This window comes from Bradyrhizobium sp. HKCCYLRH1030 (assembly GCF_051168395.1).
In the GTDB taxonomy this organism is placed as follows: Bacteria; Pseudomonadota; Alphaproteobacteria; order Rhizobiales; family Xanthobacteraceae; genus Bradyrhizobium.
Map to the genome: position 1 here is coordinate 249,608 of NZ_JBNPUY010000010.1, position 25,169 is coordinate 274,776.

General features: G+C 63.9%; 22 protein-coding genes, 1 tRNA gene and 1 pseudogene. 10 read left to right on the forward strand and 14 right to left on the reverse strand.

Going from position 1 to position 25,169, the window contains the following annotated elements; translation table 11 throughout:
• The first annotated feature begins 148 nt into the window (after nucleotides 1-148).
• Nucleotides 149-4,918 carry a DUF3320 domain-containing protein gene (locus tag ACQR1E_RS27120; protein WP_434897802.1) on the forward strand — a complete coding sequence of 1,590 codons (4,770 nt, stop codon included), beginning with the start codon at nucleotides 149-151 and terminating at the stop codon, nucleotides 4,916-4,918.
• Between the two features lie 363 nt (nucleotides 4,919-5,281).
• Nucleotides 5,282-6,478: a cytochrome P450 gene (locus ACQR1E_RS27125; RefSeq protein ID WP_316226757.1), complete on the forward strand. Its 1,197-nt coding sequence runs from the start codon at nucleotides 5,282-5,284 to the stop codon at nucleotides 6,476-6,478.
• Between the two features lie 83 nt (nucleotides 6,479-6,561).
• Here the strand turns inward: ACQR1E_RS27125 and ACQR1E_RS27130 are convergent, their stop codons facing one another.
• The 3 genes from ACQR1E_RS27130 to ACQR1E_RS27140 form a co-directional block, all read right to left on the reverse strand.
• Nucleotides 6,562-6,789, reverse strand: coding sequence for a hypothetical protein (locus ACQR1E_RS27130; RefSeq protein ID WP_315717607.1), 228 nt, complete (start codon nucleotides 6,787-6,789; stop codon nucleotides 6,562-6,564).
• Between the two features lie 139 nt (nucleotides 6,790-6,928).
• The gene (locus ACQR1E_RS27135; protein ID WP_434897803.1) at nucleotides 6,929-7,507 is read right to left on the reverse strand and encodes a hypothetical protein; all 579 of its coding nucleotides are present in this window, start codon (nucleotides 7,505-7,507) and stop codon (nucleotides 6,929-6,931) included.
• A gap of 48 nt (nucleotides 7,508-7,555) precedes the next feature.
• On the reverse strand, nucleotides 7,556-7,891 hold the full coding sequence (locus ACQR1E_RS27140; protein ID WP_434897804.1) for an HPF/RaiA family ribosome-associated protein: 336 nt from the start codon (nucleotides 7,889-7,891) through the stop codon (nucleotides 7,556-7,558).
• A gap of 367 nt (nucleotides 7,892-8,258) precedes the next feature.
• Between ACQR1E_RS27140 and ACQR1E_RS27145 the strand changes: the two genes are divergently transcribed.
• Nucleotides 8,259-8,465, forward strand: a complete 207-nt coding sequence (locus ACQR1E_RS27145; protein ID WP_316189465.1) for a hypothetical protein — start codon at nucleotides 8,259-8,261, stop codon at nucleotides 8,463-8,465.
• Nucleotides 8,466-8,525: 60 nt separating this feature from the next.
• Nucleotides 8,526-9,007: pseudogene (locus tag ACQR1E_RS27150) on the forward strand (cytochrome P450); the annotation flags it as partial.
• 19 nt (nucleotides 9,008-9,026) lie between these two features.
• Here ACQR1E_RS27150 and ACQR1E_RS27155 read toward each other — a convergent pair.
• Entirely contained in the window at nucleotides 9,027-9,581 is a 555-nt protein-coding gene (locus ACQR1E_RS27155) for a hypothetical protein (RefSeq protein WP_434897805.1), read from the reverse strand.
• Between the two features lie 601 nt (nucleotides 9,582-10,182).
• Here ACQR1E_RS27155 and ACQR1E_RS27160 point away from each other — a divergent pair.
• Both ACQR1E_RS27160 and vsr read left to right on the forward strand, forming a co-directional pair.
• Entirely contained in the window at nucleotides 10,183-12,243 is a 2,061-nt protein-coding gene (locus tag ACQR1E_RS27160) for a Z1 domain-containing protein (RefSeq protein WP_434897806.1), read from the forward strand.
• On the forward strand, nucleotides 12,236-12,706 hold the full coding sequence (gene vsr, locus ACQR1E_RS27165) for a DNA mismatch endonuclease Vsr (RefSeq protein ID WP_434897807.1): 471 nt from the start codon (nucleotides 12,236-12,238) through the stop codon (nucleotides 12,704-12,706). The genes ACQR1E_RS27160 and vsr overlap by 8 nt, the downstream gene beginning before the upstream one ends.
• Here vsr and ACQR1E_RS27170 read toward each other — a convergent pair.
• The 3 genes from ACQR1E_RS27170 to ACQR1E_RS27180 form a co-directional block, all read right to left on the reverse strand.
• Nucleotides 12,639-13,709 (reverse strand): DNA cytosine methyltransferase, encoded by a 1,071-nt coding sequence (locus ACQR1E_RS27170; protein ID WP_434897808.1) that lies wholly within the window; start codon nucleotides 13,707-13,709, stop codon nucleotides 12,639-12,641. The genes vsr and ACQR1E_RS27170 overlap by 68 nt on opposite strands.
• Nucleotides 13,710-14,443: 734 nt before the next feature.
• Nucleotides 14,444-14,518 (reverse strand) — tRNA-Glu (locus ACQR1E_RS27175).
• Nucleotides 14,519-14,921: 403 nt separating this feature from the next.
• Complete coding sequence (locus ACQR1E_RS27180; RefSeq protein ID WP_315718294.1) at nucleotides 14,922-15,260, reverse strand: hypothetical protein; 339 nt, start codon at nucleotides 15,258-15,260, stop codon at nucleotides 14,922-14,924.
• Nucleotides 15,261-15,291: 31 nt separating this feature from the next.
• On the opposite strand from ACQR1E_RS27180, the gene ACQR1E_RS27185 reads away from it, so the two are divergent.
• On the forward strand, nucleotides 15,292-16,272 hold the full coding sequence (locus ACQR1E_RS27185; RefSeq protein ID WP_434897809.1) for an RluA family pseudouridine synthase: 981 nt from the start codon (nucleotides 15,292-15,294) through the stop codon (nucleotides 16,270-16,272).
• Nucleotides 16,273-16,491: 219 nt separating this feature from the next.
• A complete protein-coding gene (rpoH, locus tag ACQR1E_RS27190) occupies nucleotides 16,492-17,391 on the forward strand; it encodes an RNA polymerase sigma factor RpoH (protein ID WP_315754871.1) in 900 nt (299 codons plus the stop codon).
• A gap of 75 nt (nucleotides 17,392-17,466) precedes the next feature.
• Here rpoH and ACQR1E_RS27195 read toward each other — a convergent pair whose 3' ends face one another.
• Nucleotides 17,467-18,096 carry a peptidoglycan recognition protein family protein gene (locus ACQR1E_RS27195; protein WP_315718295.1) on the reverse strand — a complete coding sequence of 210 codons (630 nt, stop codon included), beginning with the start codon at nucleotides 18,094-18,096 and terminating at the stop codon, nucleotides 17,467-17,469.
• Between the two features lie 21 nt (nucleotides 18,097-18,117).
• Nucleotides 18,118-19,350, reverse strand: coding sequence for a GGDEF domain-containing protein (locus tag ACQR1E_RS27200; RefSeq protein WP_434897810.1), 1,233 nt, complete (start codon nucleotides 19,348-19,350; stop codon nucleotides 18,118-18,120).
• Between the two features lie 227 nt (nucleotides 19,351-19,577).
• Between ACQR1E_RS27200 and ACQR1E_RS27205 the strand changes: the two genes are divergently transcribed.
• The gene (locus ACQR1E_RS27205) at nucleotides 19,578-19,805 is read left to right on the forward strand and encodes a hypothetical protein (RefSeq protein ID WP_315718297.1); all 228 of its coding nucleotides are present in this window, start codon (nucleotides 19,578-19,580) and stop codon (nucleotides 19,803-19,805) included.
• 105 nt (nucleotides 19,806-19,910) lie between these two features.
• Here the strand turns inward: ACQR1E_RS27205 and ACQR1E_RS27210 are convergent, their stop codons facing one another.
• On the reverse strand, nucleotides 19,911-20,300 hold the full coding sequence (locus ACQR1E_RS27210; protein ID WP_315718298.1) for a response regulator: 390 nt from the start codon (nucleotides 20,298-20,300) through the stop codon (nucleotides 19,911-19,913).
• Nucleotides 20,301-20,451: 151 nt separating this feature from the next.
• On the opposite strand from ACQR1E_RS27210, the gene ACQR1E_RS27215 reads away from it, so the two are divergent.
• Nucleotides 20,452-21,291, forward strand: coding sequence for an SDR family NAD(P)-dependent oxidoreductase (locus tag ACQR1E_RS27215; protein ID WP_315754829.1), 840 nt, complete (start codon nucleotides 20,452-20,454; stop codon nucleotides 21,289-21,291).
• A 98-nt stretch (nucleotides 21,292-21,389) separates the two neighbouring features.
• Here the strand turns inward: ACQR1E_RS27215 and ACQR1E_RS27220 are convergent, their stop codons facing one another.
• The 4 genes from ACQR1E_RS27220 to ACQR1E_RS27235 all read right to left on the reverse strand — a co-directional run bounded on the left by ACQR1E_RS27220 (nucleotide 21,390) and on the right by ACQR1E_RS27235 (nucleotide 25,117).
• Nucleotides 21,390-23,357 (reverse strand): methyl-accepting chemotaxis protein, encoded by a 1,968-nt coding sequence (locus ACQR1E_RS27220; protein ID WP_316176145.1) that lies wholly within the window; start codon nucleotides 23,355-23,357, stop codon nucleotides 21,390-21,392.
• A 259-nt stretch (nucleotides 23,358-23,616) separates the two neighbouring features.
• Nucleotides 23,617-23,958 carry a rhodanese-like domain-containing protein gene (locus ACQR1E_RS27225; RefSeq protein WP_315718300.1) on the reverse strand — a complete coding sequence of 114 codons (342 nt, stop codon included), beginning with the start codon at nucleotides 23,956-23,958 and terminating at the stop codon, nucleotides 23,617-23,619.
• A 48-nt stretch (nucleotides 23,959-24,006) separates the two neighbouring features.
• A complete protein-coding gene (locus tag ACQR1E_RS27230) occupies nucleotides 24,007-24,564 on the reverse strand; it encodes a YeeE/YedE thiosulfate transporter family protein (protein ID WP_434897811.1) in 558 nt (185 codons plus the stop codon).
• A gap of 10 nt (nucleotides 24,565-24,574) precedes the next feature.
• Nucleotides 24,575-25,117 carry a YeeE/YedE thiosulfate transporter family protein gene (locus ACQR1E_RS27235; RefSeq protein ID WP_315754875.1) on the reverse strand — a complete coding sequence of 181 codons (543 nt, stop codon included), beginning with the start codon at nucleotides 25,115-25,117 and terminating at the stop codon, nucleotides 24,575-24,577.
• Nucleotides 25,118-25,169: the final 52 nt, after the last annotated feature.

Genomic DNA, 25,169 nt, shown 5'->3' on the forward strand with positions numbered 1-25,169 from the left:
AACATACGAGTCTCATCTCCCTCGATTGGGAGATGAGACCTCTTCATGGGGAAGATGAACCATCGCTCATTGACCGCTTCTCCACCGTGCCGGATGCTTGACCGCGATCATTCCGGGTTGCAATCCTCGAATCGCAGGAGGATTGCACGTGGCAACCACATCCGTACGAGACCGATTGCTGGCGGACCGGCGCGCGCTGCTCGATCTGGGCACGCGCAACCGGCTCGTGCACATCCCGCTCAAGACCAAGACCATCCGCACCATCGACATCGTCGGCGCGCGCTCTGCTGCGCTCTTCGAGCTTCTCGGCGAAGGCAAGCGCTTCACGTTCCTTCCGACGAAGGCAGAGACTGCGGAGGCGGAAGGCACCCTGCCCTTGAGCGTGCCGGCACCTCGATCCGACACGCCGACCACCAAGGTGGACCAGGAAGGTGATGATTCGGAGTCGCAGACGCGGCAGCCGGACACCCGGCTCAGGACCCGGCTGTCATCGGAGGCGCTGCAGAAGCGCCTGCTGGATATGTGGTACGACGCACGAACGCTCGAGGAAGAACAGGGCGTCAATATCCTCTATCTCGCCTTCGGGCTGCTGAGATGGTTCGAGGACGACAAATCCGATGTCGAGCGCTTCGCACCGCTCGTCCTGCTGCCCGTCCGCCTGGAACGCAGCAGCGCCGCCGATCGGTTTCACCTGGTCTCGCGCGCTGAGCCGCCGTCGCCGAACCTCTCGCTCCAGGCCAAGCTCGACGCCGAATTCGGACTCAAGATCGAGGATTTTGGCGACGAGGACGACGTCGACATCGCGACCTATCTTGCCGGCGTCGCGGAGACGGTCGCCACCAAGCAGCGGTGGGAGGTCAGGGCGGACGCGATCGTTCTCGGCTTCTTCTCGTTCTCCAAGTTCCTGATGTATCGCGATCTGGATCCCGAGAATTGGCCGGCAGATGGTGGCCTTGATCGTCACCCCCTCATCGCAGCGCTGCTTCAGGACGGCTTCGAGGGCGCGGAGCCGATCGTGGCCGACGACAGAAAGATCGATTCCGTCATCCAACCAGTGGCGATGAACCATGTCGTCGATGCGGATTCATCGCAGGCCGTGGTAATCGAGGAAGTGGTCCGCGGACGCGACCTCGTCGTCAAGGGACCGCCTGGAACCGGCAAATCGCAGACCATCACCAACATCATCGCGTCGGCTGCCGCCGAGGGGAAAACGGTGCTGTTCGTCGCCGAGAAGATGGCGGCGCTCGAGGTCGTGCACCGGCGGTTGAAGCATGTCGGTCTCGGCGCGCTCGCGCTGGAGCTGCACTCCAACAAGGCCAACAAGCGCGTTCTGCTCGAAGAGCTGAAACGCTGCAAATCGGCTGAGGTCCCGGTCCCGCGCGGCGAAGCCACGCTGGTGCAGCGCCTGACCGACAGCCGGGACGGCCTCAACCGGCATGCGGAGATGATGCACCAGCCGCATCAGCCGAGCGAGCTGACACCGTTCAGGCTGCTGGGTCATCTCGTGCGCTCTGGGGACAACTCCGCGCAGCATCCCTATCCGTTGCAGGGCGCCCCCTCCTGGTCTCCTCTGGATCTGGAGCGGCGGCGTGAGCTGATCGCCGAACTCGCCGAACGAATTGCGGCCGACGGCGCGCCGCACCTGCATCCCTGGCGCGGTGTCGGCCGCGACGCGCTCGATCCAGCCGAGATGACCGAGCTGCGAAAATCGCTCGACGACATTTCGAACGTTGTCGGCAGCGTATCCACTGGCGCGGCCCGCCTCGGCACGCTGCTCGATCTCCCGCCGCCCGCCACCTTGGCCGATGCCGCGGGGATACTCGCCTTCGCCGAGGCCGCGGCCGCGATGCCGGAGTGCGATCGGACGTCCTTCCGCGACGGCGTCTGGAGCCAGACCGGACTCATCACGGACATCATCGACAAGGGGCTGCGTTACGCGAAATTGAGGACGGCCTTCGAGAGCGCCTTCGTCGAGGCCGCCTGGGATGCGCCGATCGCCGAGTGCCGCAAGGTCATCGCCGAGAAGGGCCGCTCCTGGCTGCGCCTGCTCAGCCCGCGCTATCGCGAGCAGGTGGCGCTGCTGGCCTCGTACCTGAAGGTGCCGATGCCGAAAACGCTGGAGCAGCGGCTCCTGCTGCTCGACGGCCTCATCGCGGCGCAAGCCGCACGCCGGTCCTTCGCGGAGGTCGAAGCTGCCGGCAGCACCGCATTCGGAACGGCGTGGCAGAAGGAACGGTCGGACTGGGATGCGTTGTCCAGATTGGCGACCTGGTGGAGTGCATTCCCCAAGCCGTTCGCAAACGACGAAACGCGCCAGCGGCTGACGCAGCTGGCCTTGTCGGCCGATGATCGGCAATCGATCGAACAGCTCAACCACGACCTCGCAAGTCTGAGGTCCGGCCTCGGCAGGCTGATCGACTCTCTCCAGCTGGAGCCTGCCCGCATCCCGCTCGAGGCCGGCGACCAGATCCGGTTGGCCGACCTGTCGCAGACTTTGTCGGAGTGGCAGAGCGCGACCGAGCGCCTCACCCGCTGGATCGCGTTCATGGGCCGGGTCCGCCTTGCGCGCGCGCAAGGCCTCGCCGCGCTGGTCGACCGCACGCTCGACGGCTCCTTGCCGGGCGAAGCGCTCGAAGCCGCCTTCGACCGGTCCTATTACGATGCCATGCGCAGCGTGATCTTCGCCGATCATCCAGAACTGAAACGTTTCGACGGCGAATCGCACGATCGGCTGGTCGACGGCTTCCGCAAGCTCGACGTCGCACGGATGCAACTGGCCCGCGATCAGATCGCCCACGAGCATGCCGCGGCCCTGCCGCGCAACGCCGGCGGCATCGGGCCGCTCGGTGTGCTGAACGGCGAGCTTGCCAAGAAGCGCAATCATCTGCCCATCCGCCAGCTCCTGGAACGGGCAGGTCCGGTCATTCAGCAGATCAAGCCGATCTTCCTGATGAGCCCGCTGTCGGTGGCCCAGTTCCTCAAGCCTGGCGCGATCGCCTTCGATCTTCTGGTGGTCGACGAGGCCTCGCAGATCGAGCCGGTCGACGCGCTCGGCGCGGTCGCGCGCTGCCGGCAGATCGTGGTCGTCGGTGACGAGCGGCAGCTGCCGCCGACGCGCTTCTTCGCGAAGCTGACAGGTAACGACGACGAGGACAATGACGACGAGGATCAGCCGACCTTCCAGGTCAAGGACGCCGAGAGCATTCTCGACCTCTGCCTTGCCAAGGGCCTGTCGCATCGGATGCTGAACTGGCACTATCGCAGCAAACACCAGTCGCTGATCGCCGTTTCCAACAAGCAGTTCTACGACAACCGGCTGTTCATCGTGCCGAGCCCGTACGACGCCGTCGCGGGAATGGGATTGAAGTTCAACTACAACCCCGATGCGCACTACGAACGCGGCAGCAGCCGGACCAACCCTAGGGAAGCGCGGCTCGTCGCCGAGGCCGTCATGCGCCATGCGCGCGAGACGCCGGACCGAAGCCTTGGCGTCGCGACCTTCTCGGTGGCGCAGCGCCAGGCGATCCAGGATCAGCTCGAAATCCTGCGCAAGGAAAACCCGGCAACGGAGAGCTTCTTCGTCCGCGGGGCCAGCGAGCCGTTCTTCGTGAAGAACCTCGAGAACATCCAGGGCGACGAACGCGACGTCATCTTCATCTCCATCGGCTATGGGCGAACCAAGGAAGGTTTCGTCTCGATGAGCTTCGGCCCCCTCAACTCCGACGGAGGCGAGCGCCGGCTGAACGTGCTGATCTCGCGCGCCAAGCTCCGATGCGAGGTGTTCTCGTCGATCACCGGCGACGACATCGACCTGTCGCGCGCCAAGGGCCGCGGCATCGCGGCCCTGAAGACGTTCCTGACCTTCGCGCAGACGGGGCAGCTCGGCATCGCGCAGGAGACCGGGCGCGATCCCGACTCGGTGTTCGAGGAGCAGGTCGCCGCAAGGCTGCGGGCGCTCGGCCACGACGTGAAGACCCAGATCGGCACCGCCGGATTCTTCGTCGACCTCGCCGTCGTCGATCCCGACAAGCCGGGCCGCTTCCTGCTCGGAATCGAATGCGACGGCGCCCAGTACCATGCGTCTCGTTCGGCGCGAGACCGCGACCGCCTTCGGCAGAATGTGCTGGAAGCGCATGGCTGGGTGCTGCATCGCATCTGGTCGACCGACTGGTTTCTCCGTCCCAAGGAGGAAACCGAGAAGGTCCTCCGCGCGATCGACGCTGCGAAGGCGCATTGGCGGGACATCGACCAAGGGACTGCGCGAGCTCAACCCGAGCCTCCGGCAACCTCCGATGTGCCGGCGCCGGAGCAGACCGAGCAGCGCCCTCAGGAGATCCTCGCACAGGCACCGACGGTGGCCCCCTATGAAGAGGCGAAGCTGCGCGTCCGTCGGGAGATCGAGCCGCACGAGACGCCGCTTGCCGACATGACGCGGCATGTCGTCGAGATCGTCGCCATCGAGGGGCCGGTGCATGAATCGGAAATCATCGTCCGGATCAGATCGGCCTGGGGCCTTGCCCGCGCCGGCAATCGCATCCGCGATGCCGTGAGAGCGGCGCTGGGATCGGCAGTTGCGAGGGGACAGATCGCCGGAGGTCCGTTCTACGCCGTGCCCGGACAGGCGATCGTCGTCCGCACGCGCGAGGACGTGCAATCGCAGTCCCTGCGCAAGCCCGAGATGCTGCCGCCGGATGAGATCAAGGCGGCCATCATGCAGATTGTCGAGCAGAACTTCGGTGCCGAGGAGGACCAGTTGATCCAGGCGGTGGCCCGCTTGTTCGGCTTCGGGTCGACCAGCGCCCAGCTGCGGGAGACCGTGCAGGGCAGTCTCAGAAGTCTTCTCGACGCAGGACACCTGCGCCGCGAAGGAGCGCTGCTGACCAGGCCGCAGGAGGCCTCGCCGGCGGCGCAGGACTGACCGGCTGAATGCGTGCCGGGATTCTCGGCCCGAACGCCGCGTCACAGCCGCCCCGCGGAGCGCACGTCGCACCGCGTTGCGCAGAGGCGCTGGCAACGACGATCTCGCGATCCATCCGCGTCCTGCAATGGCGGTGGAGCGCCGACGATGTCGGAGCTGACGCCCCGCAGGGCGGAATGTCGCCCCTCCGGCTGTCACCGCAAACCCGCGGAATCGCTGAAGGAACGGAACAGGCGAGGTCAGAATTCGTTCAGCACGGACGCTCGTCCCGGCCAATGCATCGGACCAGGATTGCACGGGTCCGTCCCGGCCACTATCCTTGAGGTGAGACACGCGCTGGCCCGCATCCCACAGGAGCGCCCCATGCCGACCGCGACCCCGGCTCAGACCCTGGCTCCCCTGGACGAGACCATCACCATCGCGGAGCTGACGCGCGATCCCTATCCGATCTACCGGCGCCTGCGCCGCGAAGCGCCGGTGTTGCGGGTCAAGTCGGTGGGCCGGACGTTCCTCACCAAGGCGGCCGACACCAAATATGTGAAGGACAATGCGGCGCTGTTCTCGTCCGACGATCCGAACACGCCGATGAAGCGCGCCTTCCTCGCGCATACCCTGATGCGCAAGGATCACGACGAGCACCGCGCCGAGCGCATGGCGATGATGCCGGCCCTGATGCCGAAGACGATCGAAGCCGTCTGGGAGCCGCTCTACACCAAATTCGCCACTGATTATCTCGACCGGCTGCCGCGCGGCGAGATCGTCGATCTGTTCCCCGCCCTCGCCGGCCCCTTGGCCGCGCGCATCCTCGCTGAAGTGATGGGCATCCCGGACGCCAGCGATGCGGACATGCAGCGCTGGTCGCAGGCCCTGATCGACGGCGCCGGCAATTTCGGCTGGACGCCGGGGCCGTTCGACGCGTCCGATATCGCCAACGCGGAGATGGACCGCTGCATCCGCGCCAACATGGCGCGCGTCCGTGCCGCGCCGGATTCCTCCGCGCTCTCCTTCATGGTCAACGCGAAGAATCCGATCCCTGAAAGCCAGATCATCGCCAACATCAAGATCGCGATCGGCGGCGGCATCAACGAGCCGCGCGACGCGCTGCTGACGATCCTCTACGGCCTGCTCACCAATCCGGAGCAGCTCGCCGCCGTGCGCGCGCAGGACAAATGGCGCTCCGCCTTCGAGGAAGGCGTGCGCTGGGTGGCGCCGATCCAGGCGAGCTCACGCCTGGTGATGGAGGACACCGAGATCCGCGGCTGCCTGATCCCGAAGGGCGACACCGTGATGACCATCCAGGCCTCCGCCAACCGCGACGAGGAGCTGTTCACCGACGGCGAGCACTACAACGCGCTGCGCGACCCCAACCCCCACCAGGCCTTCGGCAACGGCCCCCACCACTGCGCCGGCGCCCACCTTTCCCGCCGCACCGTCGGCGCCATCCTGCTGCCGATGCTGTTCGAGCGCTTCCCGAAGATGACGCTGCCCGATCCCGCGAGCGTGCGGTGGCACGGATTCGGCTTCCGCGGCCCGCTCAATCTGCCGGTACGGCTGCAGTAGGACCGGCACGAAGGGCGTTGTTCTTCGCGTTGTCTCAGTGCACCTGAGCCGGCCCCGGGTTGGTTGGGATCACCACGTTCGAGTTATCGCGCTTTGGCAGGCCCGGCGGCGATCTCGACGACGGCCTTCGTGAACCTGCGGTAGATGTCGATCTGTCTGCCGGCAAACGTGGTCGCGACGCCGAACATGCTGAGAGGCGAGCGCATCGTGGCGAGGCTGGCCGCCAAATCGAGATTGTCTCGCGTCATCTCCATAAGCAGAGTCTGGCAGGCCTCCATGCCGGCGAGCGCCGGCGGCGGTCCGCCCGCCACGGGCGAGGGATCGGCCGCCCTGGCTTCAGCGATCGGGGTTGGCTGGGCTTCGTGCGAGTCCGTCCCAGCGCCGACCGGCTGAACGGCATCGGGCTTCAGCTCGCTGAGAGGCGGCAGGCGCGCCGGCGCGGATTCGGGCTCAAGAGGCGGGAGCGGCGGCAGGATCGTTTCCGTCTCCTGGGCTGATCGTCCCGGGAGCCTCGTTTCGGTCTCCGGAACTGCCTGCAGTTCGTCTGCGTCCGAGCTTACGAACTCGGTTAGCACGCGAGCGCGCTTCTGCCTCGCTGTCGCGTCGGCGTGTTTGGGCATTGGTACCGGCTTCGCCACGACGGGTTTCGCGCTGTTCCCCTTGTGGGAGCCATTTGATTTGCGCTTGTTCATTGAAAGGCCTTCCTGTGCGGCATCGCCGGAGTGGGGCCAGCCCGGTCTCGATACCAATCTCCGTGTCGGACCATTGGTTCCTTGCGATCAGGACGCCGTCGCTCGATCCCATCTGCACCCGGCCGCGGCCGGCATCGAGCCGCAGGAACTGATCGGTTTTCGGATGCGCCTCCAGGCCGATGTCGCCGCCGACCGGAATCGACATCAGCGTCACCTGCAGATAGCGCCCGCTCCAGGCGACCGACCGATAATTGGCATTGTCCCGCGTCGCCCGCTCGATGTCGAACGCCTGCGGCTGCGGCCCGATGTCGGTGATCTCAGCAAGCATGTCCATCATCGGATCTCCCACCCGGCGGCCTTGCCGGCAAACCGTCCCGCCACGCGTCTAGCGATGATCCCGAAGTTGATCGGACACCGCCTCCTTGCCGAAGGCATGGTCGAGCGCGCGCTTCAGCTTGTGGACCGCGCCACGCACGGCCTGCTCCATGAAGCTGTCCTGATGCGCCGCGACGATCGGCTCGCCGCCGTCACGGTGCACCTCGATCTTGCAGCTCTTGTCGTCGTGACTGGGCTTGTGGCTCACCGCGTCGCTGAGCTGCACGTCGATCCGCCTGACCTGATCCTCATAGCGATGGAGCACCGCATGAAGCGACGCCTTCACGCCCTGCGACAACTGCTCGCCGTCCTCGACGTTTCCATCGGTCCTGACATCGATCAACATCCGTGTCTCCTTCAGGTGAAGCGTCAATCGTCGCAAGATGGAATTCGCGATCATGATCAGCTCCCCGGCATGATCGTCATCCAGGCTTCGACGTCGCCGCACGGCCCGCGACGCCATGACGCGCCGTTCGCGGGCGGCGGCCACGACTGGACGCCCCGTGATACAGCGGGCCTGAAGCGACGCTTGATCCGCCTCGGGGCCTTTCGGGCGGGACGAAGCGGCCGTTCGAGCGCGTCTCCCAATGTATCCCGCGACCAGACTGCCAGAGGCGAACGCGCGCGGCTGGTCAATATTGCTCAGTCAACCCCGGAGAATCAGGCGCAACCTGCGGCGACCCAACTTTCGAGTCTGCACCGGAGATGGGATGATGGATTGTCCGATCACATTTCGCTGCCCCCAGACAGGGTCCGAGGTCGATGCCATCCTGCACCAGCCGAAGGACGACTGTCGGTTCGAGACCGTGACCTTCGAGACCGTGAGCTGCCCGGCCTGCACGAGATTCCACTTCATCCACGCCATGACCGGCGCGCTCATTCCTCCGACCCTGCTCGGCCCGGGGAACTGGACGCCGTAGCGGCGATCTCGAAAGGCGAACGTCCCGTCTCGCACATTCCTGTGCGGAGGCCGCTGCCGCGGCATCAACGAGCCGTGCGACGCCCTGCTGACGATCCTCTACGGCCTGCTCACCAACCCGGAGCAGCTCGCCGCTGTGCGCGCGCAGGACAAGTGGCGCTCCGCGTTCGAGGAAGGGTGCGGTGGGTGGCGCCGATCCAGGCGAGCTCACGCCTGGTGATGGAGGACACCGAGATCCGCGGCTGCCTGATCCCGAAGGGCGACACCGTGATGACCATCCAGGCCTCCGTCAACCACGACGAGAAGCTGTTCACCGACGGCGAGATCTACAATGCGCTGCGCGACCCCAACCCCCACCAGGCATCCGGCAACGGCCCGCACCACTGCGCCGGCGCCCACCTCTCCCGCCGCACCGTCGGCGCCATCCTGCTGCCGATGCTGTTCGAGCGGTTTCCGGGGATGGAGCTGGTGGATGCGGCCCGCGTGCGGTGGCATGGGTTCGGGCTTCGGGGGCCGCTGAATTTGGCGGTGAGGTTGCAGTAACCTCATGAGTGAAACTCGGCTAATCGCGGTCGGAAATTAGGCATTCTAAAAGAGCTTTGTAGTCGAAGAGATGTGGCTCTTGATTATCCGGGCCACGTAAGAACTCGAAAGGTGGAAATCTCAGTTCGCTGTCATAATCGCGCGATCTCATTTCGCATCGCGCGCTCTTTAGGCGGGGAACGACGGGAGCATATTCGCTCGCCTTGCTGAACTTGAGGAACTGATCCGTTTTCTCCTTGAGGCAATTGTTCATCACCTGCATGCGCTGATCAACGCCAACTGCACGATTGACCGCTTGCTCTACGCAATTAGCTTTCGCTACCGCGACACTGTATAGCAGGCTTTTGATGCCCTTTTCGGCCTCCGCTCGTTCACTACTTGAGGATGGTGCCTTCCCCCGCGCGATCTTCCGTTTGTCCTCGAGCGCTACGCCATCCCAAAATCTTTGGTAATCGGCGTGAGTCTCCGACTCAAGGCTCCGGTAAAAGGTCTGTATGTCTTTAATTTCTTGAGAGAGACCCGCGCTGCACCAAACCACAAAGAGCGCACTTAGACCGAAGCGATGAATAGACATGGTCCCAAGCCCCCGCAGTCTCCGAAATTGCCAGCGTTGTTCCGATGACCACAATAACGCATTCATGACCTCTGACAGATACCGAGATATCTTGTACTCATCAAATATTCCGGGGAACGACGGCTGGCAGCCTAAACACGCAATAGTGCCCTGAGACCATCGGTCCACGACGGCAGTTAGGTGCACCGTCACCGAAATTCGTAATTGGGTTCGGGCAAGGGCTGCCACTTTGCGCCGAGTTAGGTTTTCGTCACTTCCTCGCTCTCTTCAGTTCGCGCACGACACCAACTGCACAAGATTGCCCAAACAGCGGCCCAGCAGACGCGCCGCCTCAGACGATCGGCGGCCCGGTCAGGGCTTTGCGGTTGTCAGAAAGTCGCTACTGTCTCGGTTTTTTGGAACGGAACTCCGTTTGCGCAAGCGATGTGCAAGGCTTGGCACGCCGACCAAAATCAATTATCGCTCTTAGGTGGCAGGACTCGGTTCTTACCGACCACTACGACAGCGCTTTCTAAGGTTCTCCGCAATGCCAATTAGAACAGACGGCCCGGTTTTGGGTGGGACTCGGCAAAATCTTGTGGATGGGCTTCGGAACAGACCTATGCCAGTTGCAGCCGTTAACGCTGCAGAGCAGCAAGCAATCGGCTTTACGGAAAAACTCATCGAGAAATACTCGACGGCTGTTGCAGCCGGAGAAGTGGGCCCAGATGGTTCAGCGGTGGCAACGGAAGAGCCGATTTTGGCCAACCGATCGCCAACAATGTTGATGTATGGTCGTGTTCAAAGCGGAAAAACCGCCGCCATGATCCTGACCTCGGCTTTGTGCCTTGATAACGGCTTCCGCGTCATTGTCGTCTTGACGTCGGACAACCTAATATTGGTTGAACAGACTGCAAATCGGTTCAGAGCCCTGAGTGGCCCTCGCGTCTTCTCCACTCGCCGTCCCAGCATGGGCCGGTATGAATGGGAGGGTCTCGAGGACGAACTCCGGGACTCTCTTCCAGAAGACGGAATCGTCCTCGTCTCAGCAAAGAACGACATTCATCTAGGTCAGATCGTAGCATTTCTTCAGGAGATCGACGCGCCTTCCTATCCGACCTTGATCTTTGATGATGAAGCAGATGCCGCTACCCCTGATACGACTGTGAAGGCGCGCGCCGAAGGCAGAGCAAGTGCACCGGACATCCCTAGCGCCATCCATCGGCGCGTCTTCGATAATCCGAAGACGGGACAAGAGGGTGAGTCCCTCGGAGAGATATTTCCTCATAAACTTTATGTCCAGGTGACTGCAACGCCCTACGTTTTCTTTTTGCAGCCTCCCGAGTCTCCGATTCGGCCGGATGAGACACTCTTGCTGGAAGCCGGCGCCGGCTATTGTGGAGGCGAGCAGTTTTTCGAGGCATTTGACCCGACCGATTCCGGCGATCCTCCACCTCCGCTGGTGCTCGTTCCCCCGAACGAACTGCAGGCCATATCGCGTCGGCAGGTGCCGAGCGGCTTAGCGCGTTCGATCGATTTTTTCCTAATTGCGGCGACTACATGTGCAACGGCCGCAGGCCGATGGCCAGAAGAGGGGTTCAAGCACCTATCCCACGCGAGCGCCAGTATTGGACATCATACGATGCTGGAAAATCACGTTCGGCGTCACCTCACAGAAGTTAGGAGGCTTCTGCGACGCGACCGTGCTGGTGCGATTGAAAGGTTCGGCGACGCTTATCAGGAGCTAACTCGAACGGTGCAGAACCCGCCCGCACTGGAAGCGTTGATCGACCGGCTCAGGACGGTTGTCGAACAGGACACGATCATCGTCTTCAATTCGGAGACGGAATTGCCGCGTGATCCCGGACCTAGGATCAATTTCTTCATCGGTGGAAACATCCTGGGTCGTGGCCTAACCATCGAAGATCTCCTCGTGACTTATTACGTCAGGGAAGCAAAGGTTTCGCAGATGGACACAGTCTGGCAACATGCCCGAATGTATGGCTATCGAAACGACTTGATGCCTTATACTCGCGTGTTCGTCCCGCGAGGCGTAGCGGCAAATTTCCGAGGGATTCACGAGTCGGAGAACAGCCTTCGCGATTTGTTGAGCCGCGACCCGGCAGGCACCAGACCCATCCTTCTCGTTCCCCGAGGAACGAGAGCTACGCGGCCGAACGCGGTTGACAGCAGCTATCTTCGCGTTATTCCAGCCGGCACAGAGCAAGTCATTCCTCGCCGCATCCGCATGGATGCCACCCTTGCGCAGCCGATCCTACAAAAGCTGGAGGAGCTTCGCGTGCCTATCGTTTCTGACGATCGCGAAGCTCGCGTCACTGCGGTGCCTTTCCAAGAGGTAATCGATTTGGTCAACGCTGTTCCCTTGGTCGAGGATGACCCCGGTCTCTGGAATCCAGATGCCGTCATAGAAATTCTGAACAACTATCGTCAGCAAAATGGGGATTTTGGGTTCGTTTATGTCCGCAAGCTCGATGGCGATCCGAGCCGAACACGCGCACGACTGTCGGGAAACGAAGTCAGGATTATTCGTCAGGCAAGCAATAATCTTCCCGCGCTCGTGCTGTTGTACGTCGGCGATGCGGCCCGACCGGAAGGATGGTATCCGACGCTGGTGATGCCGACAGGAAGTCCCAATTTCATTATTAGTCCTCCAGATGAGTAGCATTCCCGCCGCAACGTCAATGCGGATGCGAGCGATTCGACGTCAAGGGACCGAATGTGAGTCCGTGCTCGAAACGGCATTGAAGCGAGCCAAGCTAGCCTATAGGCGGCAAGTGTCGATCTTGAAGTGCACCGCCGACTTCGCTTTCTTAGATGAGAGGGTCGTAGTTTTTGTCGACGGTGATTTCTGGCATGGTCGACTATTGATCGATGGTGGCCGTCGCGCTCTGTACCGATCCTTCAAGTCGGCTCGACGTGAATTCTGGATCACAAAAATAGTCAATAATGTCGAAAGAGACCGGCGTCAGACGGCCCGCCTGAGACGTCACGGATGGAGCGTCATTCGCCTCTGGGAAAAAGATCTGTTGCGTGATCCTTCGAAAGCGCTTCGATTGCTTATTCAGCGGCTACAGTCGAGGCGTTTGAAACTTCCTTCAAGTGGCTCTTTATCGCGCGGGCTATGATCCGTCCTAACCTTACCGGGACAGCATTTCCGATCTGGCGCGCAAGCACGAGCCCGTTGATGGGCTCTTTCGGTGGCACAAAACGGAACGTCTTCGGGAATGACTGCAGTAGTGCTGCTTCTCTGATCGAAATACCGCGATCCTGAGACGGATGGCCAAAGCGACCATTTCCGATACCAAGGCACTGGGTGGTGATCACAGGAGAAGGCTCGTCCCAGCGCATGCGTCCGTACACGCTGCGGAACGACTTGCCGTTATTCTTCTTGTGACACTCTAACTGGAGTTCGGGATCCCAGTCCTTCCAACTGCCGCCCTCACGGGTAGCCTTGATCCTCTGCAAGTTTCTCGGCGAAAGACCTCTTCCGAAGTGAATTCGATCGGTAGCGCAAGCCTCGCCGGCCCTGATCTCCGGCAAGGCTCCGATTGCTTCGCGCACGGTTTTAATGCGGTCAGCGTGGGTTGCTCGCGGGATTCTTACCTCTCCCCAACGCGATGCGAAGACGACCAGACGAGTACGACGCTGGGGCACGCCATATCTCTCGGCGCGAAGATTCGCATAGGTCACGTGGTATCCAAGTGATTTGAGCTCCTGGATGAATTGATCAAAGATCGGATGGGCTGATAGTCGTGGCACGTTTTCCATCGACACGACGTCCGGACGAGACTGTCTAACCAGACGAGAGAACTCGACGAGCAATTGCCAGCGACCATCGCTAGTCTCCGGCCTTTTCCGATACCGCTTCGTATAGCTGGAGAACGGCTGACACGGAGCACACCCAATCAGCACTCGATAGCACTTTTCCTTGCCAAATACTGTCTTAAGTCGGCGCCCGGTCAGCGCCTTTACATCAACCTCGTGGAAGGTCGCCCTCACGTTCGTCTCGAAGGCATACTTGCAGGACGGATCGGAATCGAAGCCTGCGAGGACTTTGATACCCTCCTGCTTGAAGCCGTAGCTGAGACCGCCTATGCCGCAAAAGATATCTATGGCAGAAATTTTCATACGATGGCGATACCAAAATATTCGTTCGCCGTCGACGTGGCTGCCTGGCGTGTGCCAACTTTTTTGTCTGATGACATTCGGCGGCCCGCGACGTTAATGGCCGATAGTCCAGCATTACGGTGATAGTGCATTTAGCTCGATGACGCCGACTGCGATCAGGTCGTAGCGGTCTTGGCTCAAAATCTCCATCAGCCTACTTCAAACTGCCCGTCGTGCCAATCTGCCGCATTCCGTCGGGCAACTTCCCCCTTGTGTCGTCGGGCAAATCAGATCGATGCTCTTCGCCGTCTCGCGCTCACTGAAGGGGCGTTTCGCGATCGTCACGGACCGTGGAGCGGGAGATGCGGTGGCCGCCTGGGGTCGCAGTGCGCGTTTCGCGTGCGGACGAACGACCTTGAGCGGACGGTCAAGCCGTGTGGTCCCGACACCCCGACGCTGGTGTCTTGATCGGCGACATCCCGATGACGGGGGCAAGCAAGCCCGGTCCCCTGGGAGAGCACGGAGCAGCCGTTCAACCCATCGCGCAGGGAAGGCCGGTTGTTCGGCCAATCCTGTGGTGACTGCCGCCTGCTTTTCTTTCTGCAGGCGGGCCATGGGTGCGGCCTGCACCCGGCCTTCCCTGCGCCCTTCTTTATGAAGGGCGTCCCGAAGAGCAAAGCTCGGACGCGCAAACGCGCCGCGAGGCTGAGGAGCCGCGCGTACAGGCCGGAGATTGAGGGGTGAGCGCCGGGAAATGGCGCTCCCTAGGGGAATCGAACCCCTGTTTCAGCCTTGAGAGGGCCGCGTCCTAACCGCTAGACGAAGGGAGCGTGAGGTGAACCGCATAGCCTCGAAATCGCCGCGCCGCAAGACGGGGGATGCAGAATTTGTGGGGGCGGGCGGAGGAGAGAATCCCCGTGGGGACCCCCACCCCCGACCCCTCCCCGCAAGGGGGAGGGGAGCTCACTGCCCGGGTGGTGAGGGAAGTGGTCATCAATGGGGATGGAGTCAGGCGGCCGCGACGGCGGTGGGCTCCCTCTCCCGCTTGCGGGGGAGGGTTGGGGTGGGGGCGCCACGTCGCCGGTGCCAATGGAGAGAGTTCCCCCGCCCGCATCGCATCTTTCGATGCGATGCGACCTCCCCCGCAGGCGGGGGAGGCGCTGACTGCTCGTGGCGGGGGAGATGGGCCCTCAGGCGCAAGTGCTGGCGGCCGGGCGAAACCGCCCCTGCCCCTTACGGCTCCACCGCGAAGCGGAGGCGGCCGGTGGGTTTGAGGGTCTTGGCGTCGAAGGTGCGGATTTCGGTGGTGCCGCCGACATCGAGGGTCACCGCCAGGCGGTCGCCGGCGGTGCCGGTGGCGACGATGCGGGCGCCCTTCGGGAGCATCGCGGTGAGGTCCGGGCCTGACGCCGTGCTTCCATCGCCGCGGAAAAGGCGGTAGCCGATGGCGACCAGAAGCACGGCGATCGCGATCGAGGTGGTCACGCCCGCGATCATCATCATGCGCCGCAGCCGCGCCATCAGCTGGGCCTGCTCGGGCGAGGACGGCTCGGGCGCAACGGTAGAGTTCATGGACATCTCGACTTCACAATCCCACGGTCTGATGACGGTCATTGTCGCCGGCGACGAAGGCTCGCCGCGGCTCGATCGCGTGCTGGCAGCCAGGCTGCCGGAGCTGTCGCGGTCGCGGCTGAAGGCGCTGATCCTGGCCGGACAGGTGTCGCTCCGCGCCGAGGCCGTGCGGGACCCCGCTTATCACGTCACAGCCGGCGACACGATCACAATCGACGTGCCGGAGGCTGTCGCCGCCGAGCCCGCGGCCGAGGCGATCCCGCTGAAAATCATCTACGAGGACGACGACATCGTCGTCATCGACAAGCCGGCCGGCCTCGTCGTGCATCCCGCCGCCGGACACGAGACGGGAACACTGGTGAACGCGCTGATCGCGCATTGCGGCGCCAGTCTTTCCGGGATCGGCGGGGTCAAGCGCCCCGGCATCGTGCACCGGCTGGACAAGGACACCACCGGGCTGATGGTGGTGGCGAAGAACGATCACGCGCACGCCTCGCTGAGCGCGCAGTTCGCCGACCACGGCCGCACCGGCGCGATGGAGCGCGGCTATCTGGCGTTCGCGTGGGGGGTGCCGCACCGGCCGCATGGCACCGTCAACGCCCCGATCGACCGGCATCCGCATGCCCGCGACAAGATGGCGGTGCGGCCCAAAGGCCGCGAGGCCATCACCCATTACGAGGTGCGGGAGAGTTTTGCCGGCCGCGACGGCAAGCCGGTGGCGTCGCTGATCGCCTGCCATCTCGAGACCGGGCGCACCCACCAGATCCGGGTGCATCTGGCCCATCTCGGCCATCCGCTGCTCGGCGATGCCGTCTATGGCCCGCACTTCAAGACCAAGGCGAACCAGCTCGCGCCGGCCGCGCGGGACGCGCTCGCGGCGCTCGGGCGGCAGGCGCTGCACGCCTATCTGCTGGTCATCGAGCACCCGCGGACGGGAGAAATAATGCACTGGGAATCGGAGCTGCCAAAGGATCTCATGCTTTTGAGAGACGCCCTGCGAGCGGCGCTATGACGCAGCACCTTCAGAAAACCGCAAGCATGCCAACAGGTTATGGCAGCCACACGGGGACGTGACCCCCGGAATCCTTCCACCGGGGGGCGAAAATGGTGTATGTTGCGCCTGCGTCGAATGGTCGACGCATGGAACGTCGCAAACCGGCCGGCTTTAACCAAGCGACCGCTTTGCCTGGCCCGCCGCTATCGGGGGCCTGAACCAACTGGAGGGCGCTCGATGGCCCGTACAGCTACACTGCCGGTTCTCAACGGAGAATCGGGACTTTCACGCTACCTCGCCGAGATCCGCAAGTTCCCGATGCTGGAACCGCAGGAGGAGTACATGCTCGCCAAGCGTTGGCGCGAGCATGACGACAGCGACGCAGCGCATAAACTCGTTACCAGCCACCTCAGGCTCGTGGCCAAGATCGCCATGGGCTATCGCGGCTACGGCCTGCCGATATCCGAAGTCGTTTCGGAAGGCAATGTCGGCCTGATGCAGGCGGTGAAAAGGTTCGAGCCCGAGAAGGGCTTTCGCCTCGCCACCTACGCCATGTGGTGGATCAAGGCGTCGATACAAGAGTACATTCTGAGATCGTGGTCGCTCGTGAAGATGGGCACCACCGCGAACCAGAAAAAGCTGTTCTTCAACCTGCGCAAGGCCAAGAGCCGCATCAACGCGCTGGATGAAGGCGATCTGCATCCGGATCAGGTCAAGTTGATCGCGAAGCGCCTCGGCGTGACCGATCAGGACGTGGTCGACATGAACCGCCGCCTCGGCGGCGACGCCTCGCTGAACGCGCCGATCCGCGACGACGGCGAAGCGGGCGAATGGCAGGACTGGCTGGTCGACAATACGCCCAACCAGGAAGCCATCATGGCCGAGCACGAGGAATACGACCACCGGCGGCAGGCGCTGAACGGCGCGATCGGCGTGCTCAACGCGCGCGAGCGCCGCATCTTCGAGGCGCGGCGCCTGGCCGACGAGCCGATGACGCTCGAGGACCTGGCGGCCGAGTTCGGCGTGTCGCGCGAGCGCGTGCGCCAGATCGAGGTGCGCGCGTTCGAGAAGGTGCAGTCCGCCGTCAAGGGCGCCATCGCCAGGCAGGAAGCGGCGGCCCTGGAGGCCGCGCACTAGACGCGCGGCTTGCTTGAAGGTGGTTTTTGGATGCGATCGGAGCCGGCGGAGACGCCGGCTTCTTGTTAGGTGCAGTTAGTCGGGCGCGGCGCGGGCGAGCTCGGCGAGCGCACAGCCCTCGCAGTAGCGGGCGTCCTTGTAGTCGATCCAGTTGTGCGCATAGATCCGCTCCCGGGCGATACCATAGCGCAGCCGAAGCAGCTTCGAGAGCACGCGCCAGGCGGCGACCTGGGCGTCCGTCGGAGGCGTGGTGACGTCGGGATAGTTGCCGGCGAACTCCACTCCAATGGAATTGTCGCGCACGACCTTGCGATAGGTGGGGCCGTTGTCGATATAGCGGCTGTCGTTGCGGTTGGCGCCGTCGCCATGCAAGGTCACCAGGGTGTCCGGCACCGCCCAATACACCGTGCCGTCGGTTTCCACCCACACGGTGACGCCGCGCCGTTTCGGATTCTTGGCCTGCGCCAGCGCCCCCGCTCGCGCCGACCCGGCCGGGCCCTCGGTCTGGTGGACGATGATGTTGGTCCAGGGATGGGCGAGGTGCGGATCGCCCCACGGCGCCAGCCAGACCATCTTCAGTCCCGGGATGTCCGGCGTGCCCGACGAACGGGCGAGCGACGTGAGATCCTCAGCCGCAACAGGCAGAGGCAGCGCGACGAGAAGCAGCGCGAGCGCTGCGCGGAGGGAGAACAGGACCGGCCTCATGGTCGGCAACGATAGCACCGGCTACCCGGCGGCGGCATCCTGCCGACGCGGCGCCATCATCGGCTCGATCTGGTCCGGCGCCAATGTCGGTGTCTCGTGGTCGGCGGCGAACACGGCATAGCGATTCTTGCCCTCCTTCTTGGCGGCATAGAGCGCTTGGTCCGCCCGCGCCATCAGCCGGTCGGGGAAGGCGCCGACATCCTCGGTCCATTCGGCGATGCCGATCGAGACCTCGATCGGCACCTCGGCGCCGGCACAGGCCTCCGCATCGTCGCGGCAGACCTGCAGGATGCGCCGCGCGATCATCGCCCCTTCGCGCAAGGCGGACGCCGGCAGCACGATGCAGAATTCGTCGCCACCGGTGCGCGCCAGCATGTCGCCGGGGCGCAGCCGGGTCTGGGCCATCAGCGTGAAGTGCTGCAGGCAGGCATCGCCGGCAGCATGGCCATGGGTGTCGTTGATGATCTTGAAGCCGTCGAGATCGATCACCAATAGCGCGAACGGCCGCCGCGAGCGCTCGGCGCGCGCGCATTCCTCGCTCAGGCGCTGCATCAGGTGACGGCGGTTGGCGACGCCGGTGAGATCGTCGAGCAGCGCGAGGTCGGCGACCTCGTTGCGCAGCCGGTCCACCGCCATCAGCAGGAAGCCGAAATTGAGCGACATCGACAGGAAGATCAGCAGCAGCACCGCGGCGGCCTGACCGCTGGTGGAGCGGCTGAAATTGAAATCGGCGCCGATGAACGCCCCGATCGAGCGCGCGGCAAACACCGCGATGATCAGAACGGACAGCAGGCCGGCCAGCCGCGCTCCCGGATTGACGGGCCCGCGCCTCGCATCCAGCACCAGCCGCGCGATGATCGCCATGGGGACCGCCTGCCCGATCGAGTAGCACAGGATCCTCAGCGGGCCGTGGTCGTATCCGTATTGGAAAAATGCGATCGACGAGCAGGTCATCGCGACGACGGTCAAGCTCAGCCGCCACGACGCCCTGGAGCCATAGAAGCGCTCGACGCCCATCGCCGCGAGGCAGATCGCGAAGGTCATCAGCGAGCCGCCGACCAGCAGCGGAACGAACGAGCCGAAATAGAACCGCGTCAGCGCGAACGCCGCCGCCGGCGCGCACATGAACGCAGATGCCGTCCAGTACCGCGCCGAATCCAGATTGGGATAGCTGCGCATCACGTAGGCCCAGATCAGGCCCAACGCGAGGAAATTGACCACGAAGGCGGTCCACAGCGTCGGAACGTTCAGCATCCCGACAGCAGGACGCCGCAGGTCCTGTCCTCGATGTTCAATAACGCCGCGCGCATGAGCTACCCTGTTGCTCGAGGCAACATGGGCGCGGCGCAGTTAACGGTTCCTCAAGGGCCCAACCAAGGTTGCGCCTTGGTTTTGAATCAATGAAGACACCTTTTACGATCCGCTAACCTTGTCACGCCCCGAGCGCCAGCGGCGCAGCTGGCCGGCGAATGCATCGAGCTGTGGATAAGCGCAACCGCGCGGGTGACAGCGTGAGGCAGAGCTTCGCGAATCTGCTGGGATCGACACCCGAGGCTGATGCATGGCTGGCGTGCGCCAGCGAAGCCTCAAAGTCGCGTTGCAATCCATCAACTCCTGACGAGGATTCCATGGCGAAGAAGGCGAAGAAGGCCGCAAAGGCCACCAAGAAAGCTGCGAAGAAGACCAAGAAGGCCGCCAAGAAGAAGTAGTTGCACTTCCCGGGTGGGAGCGCGGCTTCCACCCGGCTCTCAGTCAGCTCGACCCGGTAGCCGATCCTACGTCTCCACCGGTCGGCGGTTGCCACGCAACACGCCTCACCTGATATCGGGCGTGCGCTCGAGCGTCACCTCGGCTTCGCGCAGCACGTCCAGCGGCGCCCACGGCTTGCTCCAGAACTTCGTGCCGCCCGGCAGCGGCTGCGACAACGGCCGGCCAGAAGTGACGACCACATTGATGTGGGGGTGACGCGCCTTGGCGAGATGGGCAAGCTCGACCCCGTTCATGCGGCCCGCCAGATTGACGTCGGTCATCAGCAGCACGATGCGATGACCCGGCTTGTTCAGGACGAGTTCGGCGGCCTCCGCGCTCTCACACGCGATCACGTCGTACTCGCTCTCTTCGAGCAGCAGCGTGATCATCTCGCGCTGCGCCAGATCGTCTTCCACGATCAGTGCGGTGGCGCGAAAAGGTTGCGACTGTCCCATGCAGGTCCTCCACGAATGTGTGCTCGCAAAGTAATGTGAGTTAAAAGCTGAACGGCCGGATGGTTCGGTTCCAATCAGAAAAAGTGGCCGAAAACCCAGCTGCAATTGGAACAGGCACGTAGAACCGGTCGATCAGGGGAGTGAAGCGACAATGACGATCATTCGAGGCGCATCTGCCGCCGTGACAGGCGCAGCCAGCGGCATTGGCCGTGCGCTGGCGCAGGAGCTGGCGGCCCGCGGTTGCGATCTCGCGCTCGCCGACCGCGACGAGGCGGGCCTCGCAAGCCTCGCCGCCGAGCTCACCGCAACCGGCCGCAAGGTGACCACGCACCGGCTGGACGTCAGCGATGTGGCTGCAGTCACCCAGTTCGCAGTAGACGCGACCCGCGCGCATCCCGGCCTCAACATCGTCGTCAACAATGCTGGCGTGGCACTGTTCGGCAGCTTCGCCGAGATCGATCAGGCGGAGATGGAGTGGCTGTTCAACATCAATTTCTGGGGCGTCGTGCACGGCACGCGCGCGTTCCTGCCGCATCTTTCGCGCCAGCGCGAAGCGCACGTCGTCAACCTGTCCTCGATCTTCGGCATCATCGCTCCGCCCGGTCAATCGGCCTACGCCGCGGCAAAGTTCGCGGTAAGGGGATTTTCCGAGAGCCTGCGTCACGAGCTCACAGCCGCCGGCAGTCCCGTGCGGCTGTCCGTCGTGCATCCCGGCGGCATCGCCACGGCGATTGCGCGCAATGCCCGCGCCGGCCAGGGCATGACCGACAATGCGCGCCGCGTGCAGGCCATCGAGCGGTTCGAGCGGCTTGCCAGGACCAGCCCGCGCGACGCCGCGTTGCGGATCATCGAGGGCATCGAGCGCAATGAGCCCCGCATCCTGATTGGCGGCGATGCGCGCTTCATGGATCTCCTGCAGCGCTTCATGCCGGGCACCTATTGGCGCGTGATGGCGAAGCGGCTCGAGAAGGCGGCCGCGAAGCAGGGATGAGCCACGGGACAGGAGCCCCCACCCCAGCTCGCGCCCGTGGCTACGCCGGAGCGATCGGCGTGTCGGCGAGCTTGATACTTCAACCACCCAACGACCGGTCAGGCCGCCCTGATATGGGCTAGGAACTGGTTGACCTCGCTACGCAGCCGGGTCGACTGCTGCGCGAGCTCGCCGGCCGCCGACAGCACCTCGTTGGCGGCGTGGCCGGTCTGCACGACCCCGGACGTGACGCCCTCGATGTTGCGCGTGACGTCCTGGGTCTTGCCGGCGACGACGTTCACATTGCCGGCGATCTCGCGGGTCGCGGCGTCCTGTTGCGCGATCGATGAGGCGATGATGGTCGAGATCTCGTCGACCTCCTGGATCGTGGTGCAGATCATACCGATGCTCTGGACCGCGGCGGCGGTTTCGGCCTGAACCGCGGCGATCTGAGCACCAATCTCTTCGGTCGCCTTGGCCGTTTGGGTCGCCAGCGTCTTCACCTCGCTAGCGACGACGGCGAATCCCCTGCCCGACTCGCCGGCGCGCGCGGCCTCGATCGTCGCATTCAGCGCCAGCAGATTGGTCTGGCTGGCGATCTGGGTGATGAGTGCGACGACCTCGCCGATCTTGCTGGCCGCAATGTTGAGCCGCTGCACCTTGTCGTTGGATTGCTGCCCTTCGTCCGCGGCCTTGCGAACCACGGACGACGCACGCTCGAGCGTCTTGCTGATCTCGTTCATCGAGGATGACAGCTCCTCGGCCGCCGAGGCAACGGTGTTGACATTGTCCGACGCGGAGCCGCACGCCTGCGATACCGTCAGGGCCTGCTGCTTCGACTGATCGATCGTCACCGACATCGAACGGGCGGTCGCCTCCATTTCGATGGCCGCAGCCGACACGGCGTCGACGACGCCGCGGACGCTGGCCTCGAAGCCATCGGCCACCTCCATCAGCATGCGGCGCCGGTCCTCCTCGGCACGAGCCTGGGCCTTCTCCTGCTCCGCCTGCAGATCCCTCATCCGGACGGCGTTGTCCCTGAAGATCGAAACGGCGCGTGCCATCTGTCCGACCTCGTCCTTGCGCCAGTCGGCCGGGACGCGAACGTCCAAGTTGCCGTCGGCGAGCTCGCGCATCGCGCTCGTCATCTGGACGATCGGGCGGGAGATGCCGCGCGCGATCAACAGCCCGGCGAGCGCGATCAGCACGAGGCCGGCCAGCGTCATCCCGATCGCCAACGCCCCGGCGCGATTGCGAGCCTGGATGAACTCGCTGTTGTCCATGATGATCTCGACGGCCCCGATCGGCTTGCCGGAGAAATCCTTGATCGGGCCCAGCAGCGCGACGACCGGAACACCCTTGAGCTGTCCTTGGCGCGACAGGAAGCTGCCGGCCGATGCCTCCCGATAGTCGCCGCTTGCGAAGAAGGAGGTCTCCCCGATCGTCGTCGCGAACAGCTTGAAGCCGGTGTCGCCAGCCAGGCGGAACGCGACCTCGACATTCCGGCTGCGCTTGAACTCGTCGAAGAAGTTCTGGCCAAAGGTCAGGCCGAACTCGACCGAGCCCAGATGCCTGCCGGCGGAAACGATCGGTACGACGCCGCGGAGGCCGAGGCCGGCAACGCCGCCCTCCAGCCCGACGATCGGCTTGCGGTCGGTGTTGGCGGCCACCACCGTCTTGCGGAATCCCGACAGATCGTCGCCGAACTTGGCCGGCTGGTGCACCCGCAGGAAGGACATCGCTGGCGGCGTGTGAAACTGAAACTGGTCGACGCCGTAATCGGATTTCAGGCTGGCCATGCCCGCGCCGAACAGCCGCATCAAGGCGTCGCGGTCGTTCTGCGCCATGGCGTCCTGGACTGCGGGGATCTTGGCGACCACCGCGCTCATGGCTTCCGCGCGGGTCGACTCCAGCTGCAGGCGCGAATTGAAGGCGTCATATTGGGCGTGGAGCTCGCGCTCATTGGCGCGGTCGATGATGCCGCCGATGATCCACATGGCGACCAGCAGCACGAAGAGGGCCGTCGCTGCCGCACCGATCACCAGAGAAAGGGTGATCCGGGTTCTCAAGCCAACAAACTTCAACATGCGATCCTCGAACGTCGACCGGTGTTCGAGTATTGCAGCGTTGCAACTAATTATTCCTGAACGAGTCAACCAATGGACTGGACCAACAACAAATTAGCTGCTGCGGGGCGGGAACGGCTATCGGAGCCTTCCGCCGCACACTTTGCTCTTAACCTGCCGCAATCCATGCTGGTTGCAGATCACTTCACCTCAACCCTTCACAAGTCCCGTCGGAACATGCTGACAGAGCAGAGCGTCCGACCTGTCCGGCAGGGCGCGTTCAGGCGACAGGACCGCCGCGCGCCCGCCAGCCGCTCATGCCGCCGGCATAGTGGCGGATATCCTGCCGCCCGGCCGACAGCGCCCGCCGCAGGGCGGTGGCCGAGCGGCCGCCGGCCTGGCAGATCAGAACCACCGGCTTGTCGTGCACGAGGCTGCCCGGGTCGAAACGCGACAGCGGGTGATTGACGGCGCCGGGGATGTGGCCGCCCTTGAACTCATGCGGCTCGCGCACGTCGACGATGACGCAGCTCCGCTGCTGATGCGCCCGCACCAGCTCATCATGCTCGATCGCCGGCACGCTGGTCGACCCGGTCAACCTGCTGAACAGTCCTGATAGCATGGGAGGAACCTCTCACTGTTTGACATAGGGGCACTCGGGCGACTCAGCCTAGCCCTGTGTCCGCTTCGCCTTGGCCGCGGACGCTTCGACCCAGAAGAAGAACGCACTTGCACCGATCGCGAGCGCGGCGAACCAGACGCCATCCGGCACGCCGGTGATGTCGGGCAGCCGCACCTTGCCGAGCGCCCAAACATTCAGGACATGGGCCTTCACCCAGTCGAAGCTCAGCGCATAGAGGATCGCCCCGACGATCATGCCGAAAGCGCCCACTGCAGCATGAACGCTGCCGCTGGCAATGGCGCCGAGCGCAGTGCCCGGGCAGTAGCCGTAAACCACCATGCCGACGCCGAACAGCGCCGCGCCGAGCGCGACCGCAAGCATGTTGGCGTCCTTGACGTAATACTTGGTGTTGCCGGTATCGACCAGCAGCAGAACGCCGATGCCGCCGACCACGATCGCCGTGCCCATCACCTTCAGCACGGTGAAGTCGCGCAGCCGGAACTGGTTCTCGATCACGTTGCAGCTCGTGACCTTGCCCTGCTGCAGGAGATAGCCGAACACGGCGCCCATCAACAGCGGACCGGCGATGCTCATCAATGACGTCATGGCCCTTCTCCTATGCTTTGCGGAACATGACGCGCGACACCACCAGGCCGGTCGCGAACATCACGGCGAGGAACAGCCAGCTCGACAGCGCCAGTTGCAGACCGCCTGAAATGCCGTGGCCGCTGGTGCAGCCGCCGGCCAAACGCGCGCCATACATGATGACGATGCCGCCGAGAAACGCAGCGACGAAGCGCTTGAACACCGACGGGCCAAAGCGCTCCCTCCAGACCTCTGGCACCAGCTCCAGTCGCCACGTGCCGGAGATGACCGCGGACAGGAATGCGCCGAGCGGAATGCCGACCAGAAACCAGACGCCATAATCCCATTTCAGCGGCATCGACTTCCAATAACTGTTGGCGGCGACGGCGTCGGATCCGATCACCGGCACGGCGAACAGCGACGCGATGCGCGAGAACGCCGTCGTCACGCCGAGCGGATCGCCGAACCCGGCAAAGGCCACCCAGCTTAGGATGCCGATGCCGGCGCCGACCAGATAAGGCGACCAGTCGATGCGCCCGGACTCGCCCAGATCCTTGACCATGACGTCGTTCATCATTGCCACGACGGGTCCTCCCTGCTGACGCGGCCCAGCGCCGCGACCGACG

Excerpts from the sequence above, each read along its gene's own strand:
- ACQR1E_RS27125 (WP_316226757.1), top strand. The coding sequence starts at position 5,282 with ATGCCGACCGCGACCCCGGCTCAGACCCTGGCTCCCCTGGACGAGACC.
- ACQR1E_RS27135 (WP_434897803.1), bottom strand. The coding sequence starts at position 7,507 with ATGATGGACATGCTTGCTGAGATCACCGACATCGGGCCGCAGCCGCAG.
- ACQR1E_RS27140 (WP_434897804.1), bottom strand. The coding sequence starts at position 7,891 with ATGTTGATCGATGTCAGGACCGATGGAAACGTCGAGGACGGCGAGCAG.
- ACQR1E_RS27145 (WP_316189465.1), top strand. The coding sequence starts at position 8,259 with ATGGATTGTCCGATCACATTTCGCTGCCCCCAGACAGGGTCCGAGGTC.
- ACQR1E_RS27155 (WP_434897805.1), bottom strand. The coding sequence starts at position 9,581 with ATGTCTATTCATCGCTTCGGTCTAAGTGCGCTCTTTGTGGTTTGGTGC.
- ACQR1E_RS27160 (WP_434897806.1), top strand. The coding sequence starts at position 10,183 with ATGCCAGTTGCAGCCGTTAACGCTGCAGAGCAGCAAGCAATCGGCTTT.
- vsr (WP_434897807.1), top strand. The coding sequence starts at position 12,236 with ATGAGTAGCATTCCCGCCGCAACGTCAATGCGGATGCGAGCGATTCGA.
- ACQR1E_RS27170 (WP_434897808.1), bottom strand. The coding sequence starts at position 13,709 with ATGAAAATTTCTGCCATAGATATCTTTTGCGGCATAGGCGGTCTCAGC.
- ACQR1E_RS27180 (WP_315718294.1), bottom strand. The coding sequence starts at position 15,260 with ATGAACTCTACCGTTGCGCCCGAGCCGTCCTCGCCCGAGCAGGCCCAG.
- ACQR1E_RS27185 (WP_434897809.1), top strand. The coding sequence starts at position 15,292 with ATGACGGTCATTGTCGCCGGCGACGAAGGCTCGCCGCGGCTCGATCGC.
- rpoH (WP_315754871.1), top strand. The coding sequence starts at position 16,492 with ATGGCCCGTACAGCTACACTGCCGGTTCTCAACGGAGAATCGGGACTT.
- ACQR1E_RS27195 (WP_315718295.1), bottom strand. The coding sequence starts at position 18,096 with ATGAGGCCGGTCCTGTTCTCCCTCCGCGCAGCGCTCGCGCTGCTTCTC.
- ACQR1E_RS27200 (WP_434897810.1), bottom strand. The coding sequence starts at position 19,350 with ATGCTGAACGTTCCGACGCTGTGGACCGCCTTCGTGGTCAATTTCCTC.
- ACQR1E_RS27210 (WP_315718298.1), bottom strand. The coding sequence starts at position 20,300 with ATGGGACAGTCGCAACCTTTTCGCGCCACCGCACTGATCGTGGAAGAC.
- ACQR1E_RS27215 (WP_315754829.1), top strand. The coding sequence starts at position 20,452 with ATGACGATCATTCGAGGCGCATCTGCCGCCGTGACAGGCGCAGCCAGC.
- ACQR1E_RS27220 (WP_316176145.1), bottom strand. The coding sequence starts at position 23,357 with ATGTTGAAGTTTGTTGGCTTGAGAACCCGGATCACCCTTTCTCTGGTG.
- ACQR1E_RS27225 (WP_315718300.1), bottom strand. The coding sequence starts at position 23,958 with ATGCTATCAGGACTGTTCAGCAGGTTGACCGGGTCGACCAGCGTGCCG.
- ACQR1E_RS27230 (WP_434897811.1), bottom strand. The coding sequence starts at position 24,564 with ATGACGTCATTGATGAGCATCGCCGGTCCGCTGTTGATGGGCGCCGTG.
- ACQR1E_RS27235 (WP_315754875.1), bottom strand. The coding sequence starts at position 25,117 with ATGAACGACGTCATGGTCAAGGATCTGGGCGAGTCCGGGCGCATCGAC.